A 12009-nucleotide genomic window follows, 5' to 3' on the forward strand; every position below is an offset into this window, starting at 1 on the left:
TCTGACCTCTCGCAACCCCTCAGAAATAATTGACACAGATTACTAACAGTTGATTGTTGGTAGAAAAATTGTTTTTCCAACCAACAAGTAACTAACAAATTAAGATTGCTTTTCTGCTAAAGGATCAGCAATGTAACGGAAAGTTGGCTCTGAATTCCAAGGTCCACGTTCATCTTTGCCATTTGTGGACAAGTTATAGTAAATATCAACAGTACTATCAGGTTGAATATTACCAAAAAATGGATCTGTTAATTTCCCCAAAGAATCTAATGCTTTCATAAACATTTGGGTGTGAGATATTTCTCTTGTCAGAAGATGAACAAGAGTATTTTTAGTACCTTCATCTGGTGCTAATTTAATCAATTCTTCGTAAGTTTGACGTGCGCCAGCTTCAGCAGCAATATCTGCTCTTAAATCGCGTACGACATCACCACCTTCATTGACGTAATTAGCATTCCAAGCAACACCTTGGCTATCTAGTAAGTGTGGTCCCATACCCCGTACAGCGAATAAAGTGCTTTTATAAGCTTCAGTTTGGTCGACGTTTTTGGTATGCGCTTCAATTAGTTTACCCACCATTTCTAAATGACCAAACTCTTCAATGGCAATATCTTGCAGCATATCCCTAATTCCAGAATGCTCACAGTGGAATGACTGAGTCCAGTATTGCAAAGCTGCTGTTAATTCACCTGTTGCACCACCAAACTGCTCTAAAAGCAATTGAGCAAAACGTGGATTGGCTTCTTTAACATCAACGACATGAATTGTTTCTTTTTTGTGGAAGAACATCTGTTAGTTTCCTCTCTTAAGATATCTACTTTGATCACAAACTATTAGGGATTAAGTATTGTGCAAAAACTTAATATTTATGGCATTTTTTGACAATACTTTTCTCTAAACATTAGATAATAGCTAGCTGCTAAAGATTCACAACTAACTACTAGTGTTCATCAGAAAAATGATGTTTTTTTGATCTGATAACTTGCACCAAAGTCAACAAGAGCCAGAGGCTTTAGTTATTTTGATCAGGTTAAACCTGGTAATCAGGATTGGGAGGCTCAGCTTCCTTGCTGTTGCAGATGTTGCAAGATGTAAATTGACGCTACTCTTTTTAAAAATGCTAAACATAACAGCAAATTTTTACCTTCACCTAAAGAAAGACTTGCTGTTTTATTATTTCTAACCAAAGCTTTATTTGCTTATCAGAAAAATTTAACTAAAATTAGAGTCTTATCCTCCATTTAAAGCAGATAGTAAAACGCGATCGCTCACAGCTACTTTTGTGAAAAAGCCACAACAGACAAGGAAAGATATCTATTGCTGTTCAGCTTTATAAGTGTAAAACTGGTTAAAAGCTCCTAGTGTCTCAAATTGATAACCAGGTGTAGAAGGCAAAATAGAATCAAGTCTGAGTGCAGGTATCAACGAATTTACATTTAAATCCGTACGGTAAATACTAAAAACGATAAAATCTTGGCGTACGGTACTATCAGCTATAATCTCTCGTAGTCGCGGCTGGGCAGAATCTACAACTTGCCTGCAATTAAACTGTATAACGTTTTCTATAAATTTTGGGGTTTTTTTGCAGACATTCGTGTTCAGATATTCTGTCAACCTTCGTGCTGCGTACTCTTCATATTCAACCTGACTGGGATTCGTCTTAGCCATAGCTACTCCCAAAGCAGCTAGACCAAAAACTCCCACATATGCCATAATAGTTAAGGCTTTCATTTGCTAAACAGTGATTTGCTGTAGTTTCTAGACTCTAGATTAGTTGAGTCCGTTCCTTGGAAAAAAATTGGATCAATTTCCCAGGGAAGTGCTATAATAGGAAACGCAATGGCGAGCGTAGCCAAGTGGTTAAGGCAGAGGATTGTGGTTCCTCCATTCGTGGGTTCGAGTCCCATCGTTCGCCCTTAATTTTCAGCCAATGTATATGCCCGGTAATGGTAAATCTCAATGGTTTACCAGCCGAGATTAGTTAAGCTATCAGATTTTATGGTTGGTGTCTAGGCGTTTGGTGTAATTGTTTCCAAATCAAAGTTTTCTGACTGTAAGGCATAATAGGAACTGGAATTATCTAATTTTTTACTCTTAGCCGAATTGATTCTACCTGATCCACGTTCTAGCATTAGTGATCATTCACCTCAAAAGATAATTGCTGAATCTAAGGACAAATGAGGACTCTAACGAGTTAGCTTTATTTGTGACGACTCGCTTGCTTTTTAATCTTCATCAAGAGCAGGAAAATATTCCTCAAATTGCCACAATTCATTTCTATTTTCAAAAAACCAAATCCGAGTTGCTGGAGTTAACTTACTCCAAATAATTTCAGGGGAGATATGAGGAGATGCATATTGATATTCCTGACCAAGAGCTTGGAGATTTTCTGTAACATCATCAGGGATACCAAATTCTTGCCAATCAACTTTTCTATATATTCCAGACACACCTCTAGCAGGATCAAAAATTAATTGTGCAGCTCTAATTAAGTCCGCAAAGTGTACTGGCTTGAATTTGTTGATTTCCTGAATTTCAATTGATTCGTTGTTTTCGGGAGACATCGTGACTGGAGTGGTGAAAATTAACTATTTGTTGGATTTACTTTAACGAAACTCCTACACCGATGCCTCTAGTTTAGCGCATAGCAACAAATGTGAGCGTCGCTCACCTCTAAGAACGCAGCTGTGCAAGCATTAGCGCCGGATTACCATAAGCACGTGTTGTTTGAATCTTGCTAAAATTGTTAATTTCAAACACTGTTATTCCTTCAAATGTCGCTGATTTGTCAGTTTTGCTAATTCCCTGCATAGTCCACTTAACAGCTACTTCATTACCTGCAATAAAAATATGCTCAGTTGTCGCTTCTAATTGATTAAAGACTGTTTTTAACTGACTGATAAATGCACGAAAATTTTCATGAATTTTTGTTGTTGGTTCTCCAACTGGGTCATAGCTGACAGCATCTTCTGCAAAATTTTCAATCCAATCTTCAGTATTTATGGCAGCAATATTGCTAAAGTAGTTAGCAATTAAATTGGTGATTTCTTCTTTTGTTATAATGTTTTTTCTAGATTTTCCGTTCAAAGATTTACTAAATATTACTAATGCTTTTTATCTCTCGGCAATAAATGTTTTTAGTGTAAAATTAGTAAAATCATAGCTGTCATAATTACGACTAGTTTGAGTGCTTTAGTTACTAATTTCTAACTAGGACTGTAACCGCAGCCACAGCTATCAACATTTCGTCATTTTTATCATTGAGTTCGGGGATGGCTCTACCTTGCACAACCATTCCCCCTTGTTCAACTGTCAAGGATTTACGACCAAAAGGTAGTACAGCTAGTACCTCTTGTTGACGGACTTTTTCTGGGTAAGGTACTGCAACTTGCACTTCTACAATCATTTCATTGGGGTGACTCAAGCCCGCTACCTCCCAAACACCAGGTAAAGCATTGTTGGCGATCGCATTTCTCACAGCCCTGGCTGCTGCTACTGTTGGATCTTGTCCATGCTGATCTATCCCCATCCCCATTTCGATAATTAACCGTTTACGTGCCATAGTTACCTCTGATACTGTTTTTGGATTGTAGAAGCTCATACAACTGGGCGGGAAAGATGCTAGCCCACAACTCGATAAAACATAAGAAAAGCTTATACAAGCTATTGAATATTCTTTGTCAAGTCTAATTGACCTTTTGTAACAATTAAGTTTATATTTATTTACATAAATTAACTTTTTTAAATATCAATATCTCCCATCGACATTTGGATTCCTCATGGTCGCCTCGGTGTTTTGTACCGAGGCTTTTTGTTTATACAAAGGTAAGGGGTAGAAGGAACAAAATAAGTTAGTTGGGCATTGAGCGTGGGAAAGTGATGAGTCAGTATATTAATTACCAATTACCAATTACCCATTACCCATTACCGACCCCAACGGATAGTATAAGTATTCAAGCGCACATGATACTATCTCTTCAAAAACCGTTGACGTAGACGAAAAACAAAAAGATTTACCTCTTGTAACTTCATGGCTGCAACGATCGCACCAAAAACACCCAAACCAACTAAGCCACATACAGCTAATTGCAACAGTTGAATTAGTAAACCATTTACACCAAGAAAACGTTGACAAATTACAAGACTACCGTAACTAGCAAAACCTCCGACCACGCTAGCACCAGTCAAACCCAAAATTGCTACACTCCATTCTCCCCAAGGTAAACCTTTCAACCTGCGATCGAGTAACCATAAAAGCATCAATGTGGAACTCAAATTCACCCCTACGGTTGCTAAAACCAAACCAGGCGCACCAAAAGATTTGATCAAAATCCAATCTAAGAAAATATTCACAAAGATGTTAAACAGGCTGATGCGAAAAGGTGTATCTCCATCGCCCAAGGCATAAAATACTCGTACTAGGACATCACGTCCCAAGTAAACAAACATTCCTATACCGTAAGCAACCAACAAGGAAGATACCATATCCGAGGCAGCTTGATTGAAAGCTCCGCGCTCATAGACTACGCGTACAATTGGGTCGGATAGAGCTATCATCAAAGCACCCAAGGGCAACATTGTAAAAGCGGAAAGGATGAGTCCTTGGCGAATACGTAATTTTAACTCAGGCCAATCATTGGGATCGGTAAGTCGAGAAAATATTGGTAGCAGCGGAACCAAAATGACATTAGAAATGACTCCCAAGGGAGTTTGTACTAGTAAATTGGCATAATTCAAGCCAGAGGCAGCAGCAGGAATAAAAGAAGCAAAAATAGAATTTATCTGCCAGTTAATGTAGAGCATCCCAGAAGAAAAGGTAGCTGGGAGCATGATTTTCATGACTTCTCTGACTCCCGGCTGATTAAAATCAAATCGTAGGTGGAATGAACCCATACCAATACGTGCTTGTGCTACCAGTTGCACCAGCCATTGCAGTAACGCACCTGCTAGGGTTCCAATCGCTAATACTGCGCCACCATACATAAGATATTCTGGGGAATAGATTTTATTACCTAGTTGTAACCCCAGAAAAGCCATCGCAATTACAACTGTAATGCTTGATAACAGAGGACTAATCGAGGGTAGCCAGTACTGGTTTGCAACATTGAGTGTGCCAAACCCAATACCAATCAGCCCAGCTAAAATAGCCATTGGTGACATGATCTGGAGTTGTAGAGTTGCGATCGCTTTTACCAACTGTCCATCTGCGCGTTGATCTAACCCTGGTGTTGTCAACTCAATAATATTTCCGGCAAAGATGATCAAAAAAATCGTCACAATCAACAGCACACAACCAACAAGGGTAGTCATCGTTTCTACCAAAGGTGCGGCTTCTTCTTTCTTGCGCTTGGCTAAAACACTGACGATCGCACTGTAAAAAGGCCCATTAATTCCACCAAGCAAAATAAGCAGAAACCCAGGAATAATGTAAGCGAAGCTATAGGCATCAGCAACAGCACCAGTACCAAAAGCTGCACCAATTGCCACCTGTCGCAATAAACCAACAACTTTACTGATGATTGTAGCAATAGCAACAATGCCAGCGATTCCAGCAAGGGAACGAGAAACTTTTTGTTCTTCTGTCACAAACAGTACCCAATAACCAAAAATGGCCCATACTTGAAAACATTTAACCGAAAATTCGCTACTTTGTCAGGGTATTTTTGATCAAAGGGACTAAAATTGACCTTATGCTCTTCCAGCATCACTCATAATATCTACAACAAGAATGACATTGTTATATAAATCTTAATTAGTGGCGTGTCTAGGCAAAAATAGCATAATCTTCTTCTATCTGGTGTGTTCTCTGTGTCTGGTGCTGTTGATTAATACACTAATTGAAGCCAATTGCGCCGCTACAGTGATTTTATTTACACTTTAGAAACAACCTCTTTTTTGCTTGCAGGCGATTTATTGTTTACACATGAGAACAATTCTTCTTGGCAAGAATAGCTGGTTTGGCATTTAGCATTATCCATAAAAATGCAAGAGCCAAAATCAAAATTAAGCCTAACAAGCGCAGCAAAATTTTTGACATAACAGCAGTGTTGTTTGTTGGTAGTTGGTGGTGATTCCAAACAACCATCAACTACTAACAACTAACAAATGACTACTTCCAATCTTTTCCAATTCTAATAGTGAGATCAGATTCTAAGTCACCCGTTGCTGAGACTTCAATAGTTCCCAAACCCAAGATTTTTTGCAGTTGTTCTGCGGCTTGGCGGTTGCCTTTCTGGGCAATAATTTTAGTTTCACTACGCCCGTCAGGCCAATCTGAAATAGCATAAACGTTTTTGAAGCCTTTGCTTTTAAGAGAGTTGATTACCTTGTCAGTTAGCTGGGGTTGATTGGAGGCATTTTGAATAGCAATTTTTAGACTAGGTAGCGATCGCGTATCTGGTTTCAAACCACCTATACTTACTCCAGTATAGTTATTTAGCAGGTCAACTTTTCCAGTTAAATTCAACCAATAACTATCCGGGTCTGCACTTAAACGACTAAAAATACCTGGTAGCATGGTCATTTGGAAATTATCCCGCTCCATGTTCAAAGAGAAGTTGACCAGTGCCATCATCTCTTCGACTTTCAGGTTTGTGTCAAAGTACTTGCCCATAATGTGGACTAACTGTGGCAACCTGGGTAAAACCGTGGGACTAAACAAACGTTCGCGTAACCCCATCAGCAATGCTTGTTGTCGCTGTACTCTTGGGAGATCTCCGGTGTTCGCTTCACGGTAACGCACAAACTGTTCAGCTTGTTCACCGTTGAGAGTTTGCCAACCACTGACTAAATTAATTGAAAACTTGCCAGCAGAGTCTTTGTATTCCATTGGTTTGGGGACGAACACTTCTACGCCACCCAACTGATCTACTAACTGCCGTAACCCACTAGTAGAAATACGGATGTAGCGATCAATGGGTGCATTACTCAGAGTCCGACTGACAACCCGCGCCGCCAAAACTGGCCCCCCTTGGGCGTTGGCTTGGGATACTTTAGTTAATTCCTTTGATTCTGGGATCGCAATCATGGTATCCCTGGGAATCGAAAGCACCCGTATGGTGTTGTTTTCTGGGTTTAGCCTTACCAACAACATCGTATCGCTGCTACCAGCATAACTTTCTGGAGAACCATCAACCTTACCACGGACTGGTTCGATACCCATAATCAGAATATTCATTGGGCGTGTGAGCTTATATTGAGAAATATTGCTCCAAATCTCCCCTGGTAATGGCGTTTTTTCTGCGTCTGGTCCGCCCATGCCTAATTCTTCATCTGTTCGATCTATATCGCTCCAGAGCGGAGTCCAAAGCGCTAAAGTCGATACTAATAACCCTGAAAGTGTGATCCCTACAACTATTGTCAACAGCCAAAATAGCCACCGAGGCATTGCCAAACCCAACCTTTGATAAAGTTGGCTGGGTATGGAACCTACAGATTCTACAAACTGAGATGATACATTCGCTTGTTGTTGTGGGTTTGCCTCATCAGTAGATTTTTGTGCTTGTTGAGATTTACCCTGATTTTTGATCTGTGCTACTTGTTTAACCACAAACTATCTCCCCACTCATCCACTCCCTAAACCTAATGTTAATCCAAGCAACCAATCTTGCCAGTGAAGAAGACCACAGTACACTTAGTAGTGTTCTTAAGTAAGTTTCTATGACAACATGACTAGAGCATTGTTCCCTGTAATTCTTGCTGGTGGTAAAGGTGAACGCTTTTGGCCCCTAAGTCGTCAAAATCGACCCAAACAATTTTTAAACCTAGATGGTAGCTCTAGAAGTCTTCTACAAGCAACGGCTGATCGGCTGCTACCACTAGCAGGCGGTTGGGATCGCTTGTTGGTGATTACTTCTAGTCAGATAGCCCAAGGAGTTAAGGAACAACTGCCCGAACTACCACCAAATAACTTGCTAGTCGAGTCTCAAGGAAGGGACACAGCCGCCGCAGTTGCTTGGACAAGCTTGGAAATCAACAAGCGTCACGGGGATGACGCTATTATCGGCTTTTTCCCTGCTGACCACTGGATTGCTGACCAAGATGTTTTTGCACACACAATAAATGCAGCAATTGAACTCGCAGCAAACACAGCAGCAATTGTTACACTGGGGATCAAGCCCACCTTTCCATCAACTGGCTACGGTTACATAGAACAAGGTGAAAAGATTGGTTGCTTTAATGACTTGCCAGCTTATCATGTCAACCGCTTTACTGAAAAGCCTGACCGTCAAACGGCAGAAAATTTTCTCGCAACGGAACGTTTTAGCTGGAATAGCGGGATGTTTATTTTCCGGGCGGGTGTTGTTCTTAAGGAACTGCATATCCACGCCCCAGAAATTATTGAACCGTTGATACAGCACGGTCCTGATATCTATCCCCAGTTACCTAAGAAGAGTATAGACTATGCGCTCATGGAAAAAACGAATTTGACACATGTCTTACCAGTAGATTTTGGCTGGGATGACTTGGGTGATTGGAATGCGATCGAACGTTTATTAAAAAAAGAAGATTCCCCAAATGTAGAACTAGGAACTCATGTGGGGTTAGATACTAAGGGTGCTATTGTTTATACTAACAATGCTGATGAGGTAGTTGTCACTATTGGTCTAGAAGATGTAGTAATTGTGCGCGATCGCAATGTTACTCTTGTTGTCAAAAAAGACCGTACTCAAGAAATCAAGCAAATCCTGAAAACTTTACAAAGTGATCCCCGATTTACGGAATTGTTGTAATAGGGTTGATGGTTGGCAGTTGGTTGTTGTTTGGAACTACCAACCATCAACCACCAACAAACGACTACTTCGCCTTCGCTTCTAAATTTTCCAAACGACTTCTCAGTTCTTGATTTTGTTGTTTGAGTTGATCAAGTTCCTCGCGCAGTTGTTTGACTGCACTGTCTGTGCCAATATTCTTTTGCACTTTGGCAATTTCTTCTGCCGCATAGCGACGTACGCGCCCATCTGCTGTTTGATCGCCAAGGGATTGCAAGATACTGATGGCTTTGGGAGTTTCCATATTTCCCAAGGCTGTTACTACCGCTACTTGAGTTAAGAAGAATCTTTCTTTAGCCAGTTCTGCTAAATGGTCTAAGATTCGCTCTATATTGGCAGGAGTTTGACCAACAGAGACTGTACCTAATGCCCGAATTGCTGTCAAACGCAAAGGCTGGGGAACGCCTATTTTGGTGTATTCTAAAATCAGATTTAAGGCTGCTTCGGAAGTTTTGAGTTTTGCTAAACCAGCAATCGCCCCACTGCGTACGACTTCATTCCAACCAGCTTTTGCTTCTAAAACTGTTTTTAGCAGTTTCAAAACTTTTTCTTCTTTGGGTTTTTCCTCCAAACTGGCGGCTGCAATTGTACCAACTGCGCGGGCTGCGGCTGCTTCTACATAGTAGCTGGCATCTCCATTCTCAACGACTTCTTTGATAGCCTTATAACTGGCGTAGGTTTTGATTTTTGCCAGTGCTTCTATTACAGCTCGACGTACATTAGGGTTGTCATCTTTTAACCCTAGCACTAAAGCATCAAAGGTTTGGTCTAATTTGATTTCTGCGATTTGAGCAGCTACTTCTGCGCGCACACCCCAAAAAGGATCTTTTTGTAGTGCTGTTTCTAGTGCTTTGAGGACTTCTAATCCTCCTTTTTTCGCCAAGGCTTCCGCTGCATAAATGCGCGAAATTGGATTGGGATCAAATTCTAACTGTGCTTTTAACTCTGGTACTGGGTACTCCAAAGCAACAGTTTTCAAGAAATTATTCCCCACATCAAAGCTGACAAACAGCGGTTTCTCTTCTAGTGGAAAATAGAAAGCTTGTTCACGTTCGTGAACCCGTACCTTGAAAATTTTTAATTCTGCAGTAGCACCATTTTTGGCATAACCAAAACCAATGGGAATTCGCAGGTCAAATAAATCACTGCTACTACCATTCTTATCAGATGATGCTTGGGTTTGAGTCACCGTCACCTTAGCCAGGTTAGCATCCCCATCCCAAGAGTATGCCACTTTGAAATCAGGGTGCCCACCTCGGTAAACATACTGATCAAACAGGAATAATAGATTACGCCCTGTCGCCTTTTCGATCGCCCGGAGTAAATCTATTGTTTCTACGGTTTTATGGGCATTATCCTGGACAAATGTCTGCATAGCTTGCCAAAACATTTCGTCGCCCAACTCCGTACGGATCATGTGATATACACAAGACCCTTTTTCATAGATGTGGCGGTCATAAAGTTCGATCGCTTCTCGGTAGACGTGTGTCACCATCGGGCGGCGATAGCGCCCACTATCTTCTGCTAGATAGCTGCGGGCTTCTCCTAAGCGGTAGTAAGCTGCTTCATCTGCACCATACTCATGCTCTGTCCACATTACCTCAGAATAAGAGGCCATGCCTTCTTTTACCCAAGCATGTGACCAGTGCTTGATGACAACTAAATCACCAAACCATTGGTGTGCTAGTTCGTGGACTACTAAACTTTCTGTGTTGCGGTTATCTAATGCTGCTCTGGCATCCAGCAAACATCTATCTGTTAACAGTGTGGTGGAAGTGTTTTCCATGCCACCAAAGATGAAATCATCAACGCAGACTTGGGCATACTTGGGGTAGGCGTAGACATAGCCATATTTTTCACTGAGAAACTCCATCATTCGGGGAGTTTTGCCCATACTGCGTTTGGCATCTGCTTCCCGTCCCTTTTCTACGTAGTATGTAACAGGTATTCCGTTCCATTCATCGCGAATTTCCGCAAAGTCACCTACCGCCAATGTCATCAAATAGGTAGGATGAATTTGCTGCTGCGACCAGTGATATATTTTGTAATCACCGTCTACTTCTGTAGCAATGAGTTCACCATTGGAAATGGCAATCAGTGGTTTGGGAACACGGACACGAATCTCGGAAGTAGACAACTGTCCTGGGTAATCAAAGCAAGGAAACCAGAAGCGTGAGTCTTCATCTTCACCCTGTGTCCAAACTTGAGTGGGTTTGTGGGGATAATGTTTATTTGGTTGGATGAAGTAGATCCCCCGTTGGGGCTGTTGCACAGAGTAGGCGATCGCGATCGCCAGTCGTTGATGAGTAACGGTGGGTGAATGTAGTTTAATCGACAGTTTTTCACCGTCGTAGTCAAACTTCTGCTGTACCTCATCCACAAAAACAGATTCAATGTTCAAGTTAACAGCATCCAAGATTAAACGGTCAATTCCGTTACGGATGGGCAATAAAGTAATACGGCACTTACCTTGAAGGCTTTGGTTGGGAATATCTAAATCGAGATCCAGAAAAATATGTTCAACCTGTCCGGAGCGATCAGGGTTATAGTGTGGTTTTGCCCCTGGCAGTTCAAAAGATTTGTAACGGTGATTTTCTGTATCAAAAAAATAATAAGACATTGATGCCTACTGACCTTTTAATCCTGATAACTCTAAATGGATTTAGTTAACAAAAAAGAAAAGAAGTAAAAAAAATGAAAAATTGCTACATAGTACACTTTTCCCAAATCGACCCTTGATGCTCCCTGTTGTCATTTAGTCGAGAGTGTCCTACGCTCTATTCGGTTTTCATTGAGTAAAAATACTCCAAAGCATTTATATAGCTTTAGGATAGCTTGTTGCTGTTGTTAATATTAATTTTTTTCGATGAAGAACAGAAAATTTCTTAAATTTTATCTTCATAATTGTGTGGGAGATTTAGATTCATTGACAATTTAAGTTTTTTTATTTACTGCTCAATCAGTAAATTCAACTAAGAGGGTAGATAAAAGCAATAAGACTAAGCACCCAAAACAAATTCTTTGTCTTGATGACAAATTCATAAAAATACAATAATAGAATAAAAATACCTAAAATAAAAACTTGATGTTTTGAATTCGTGATAAATTAACAGCCGCAGTTGTAGTAAAAAGTCATGGGTATATGGGTATAGGGGTGTTAGAGTATCGGTGAAAATTAATTTAAAATTTATTTAATCATTTAAAAATCTTAGAATTGGTATAAGAGAACTCAGAATTA

9 protein-coding genes and 1 tRNA gene are annotated in these 12009 nt (G+C 40.5%); 2 read left to right on the forward strand and 8 right to left on the reverse strand.

Features of this window, described 5'->3' with window-relative positions; all coding sequences use genetic code 11:
* Positions 1 to 99: 99 nt before the first annotated feature.
* Positions 100 to 789, reverse strand: a complete 690-nt coding sequence (locus UYK_RS0116190) for a manganese catalase family protein (protein WP_009454989.1) — start codon at positions 787 to 789, stop codon at positions 100 to 102.
* 525 nt (positions 790 to 1314) lie between these two features.
* On the reverse strand, positions 1315 to 1731 hold the full coding sequence (locus UYK_RS0116195; RefSeq protein WP_009454994.1) for a DUF4359 domain-containing protein: 417 nt from the start codon (positions 1729 to 1731) through the stop codon (positions 1315 to 1317).
* Between the two features lie 111 nt (positions 1732 to 1842).
* Between UYK_RS0116195 and UYK_RS0116200 the strand changes: the two genes are divergently transcribed.
* Positions 1843 to 1915: transfer RNA gene (locus UYK_RS0116200), tRNA-His, on the forward strand.
* Positions 1916 to 2225: 310 nt separating this feature from the next.
* Here UYK_RS0116200 and UYK_RS0116210 read toward each other — a convergent pair.
* The 5 genes from UYK_RS0116210 to UYK_RS0116235 all read right to left on the reverse strand — a co-directional run bounded on the left by UYK_RS0116210 (position 2226) and on the right by UYK_RS0116235 (position 7549).
* The gene (locus UYK_RS0116210) at positions 2226 to 2564 is read right to left on the reverse strand and encodes a hypothetical protein (RefSeq protein WP_009454996.1); all 339 of its coding nucleotides are present in this window, start codon (positions 2562 to 2564) and stop codon (positions 2226 to 2228) included.
* Between the two features lie 109 nt (positions 2565 to 2673).
* A complete protein-coding gene (locus UYK_RS0116215; protein ID WP_172451435.1) occupies positions 2674 to 3063 on the reverse strand; it encodes a nuclear transport factor 2 family protein in 390 nt (129 codons plus the stop codon).
* A gap of 136 nt (positions 3064 to 3199) precedes the next feature.
* On the reverse strand, positions 3200 to 3562 hold the full coding sequence (locus UYK_RS0116220; protein WP_009454999.1) for a Lin0512 family protein: 363 nt from the start codon (positions 3560 to 3562) through the stop codon (positions 3200 to 3202).
* Positions 3563 to 3969: 407 nt separating this feature from the next.
* Positions 3970 to 5586 carry a murein biosynthesis integral membrane protein MurJ gene (murJ, locus tag UYK_RS0116225; protein WP_009455000.1) on the reverse strand — a complete coding sequence of 539 codons (1617 nt, stop codon included), beginning with the start codon at positions 5584 to 5586 and terminating at the stop codon, positions 3970 to 3972.
* Positions 5587 to 6109: 523 nt separating this feature from the next.
* Entirely contained in the window at positions 6110 to 7549 is a 1440-nt protein-coding gene (locus tag UYK_RS0116235) for an LCP family protein (RefSeq protein WP_009455001.1), read from the reverse strand.
* Positions 7550 to 7667: 118 nt separating this feature from the next.
* Between UYK_RS0116235 and UYK_RS0116240 the strand changes: the two genes are divergently transcribed.
* A complete protein-coding gene (locus tag UYK_RS0116240) occupies positions 7668 to 8732 on the forward strand; it encodes a mannose-1-phosphate guanylyltransferase (protein ID WP_009455002.1) in 1065 nt (354 codons plus the stop codon).
* A gap of 64 nt (positions 8733 to 8796) precedes the next feature.
* On the opposite strand, the gene UYK_RS0116245 is transcribed toward UYK_RS0116240, so the two are convergent.
* The gene (locus tag UYK_RS0116245) at positions 8797 to 11391 is read right to left on the reverse strand and encodes a M1 family metallopeptidase (RefSeq protein WP_009455005.1); all 2595 of its coding nucleotides are present in this window, start codon (positions 11389 to 11391) and stop codon (positions 8797 to 8799) included.
* Positions 11392 to 12009: the final 618 nt, after the last annotated feature.

The organism is Fischerella thermalis PCC 7521 (genome assembly GCF_000317225.1).
GTDB lineage: Bacteria > Cyanobacteriota > Cyanobacteriia > Cyanobacteriales > Nostocaceae > Fischerella > Fischerella thermalis.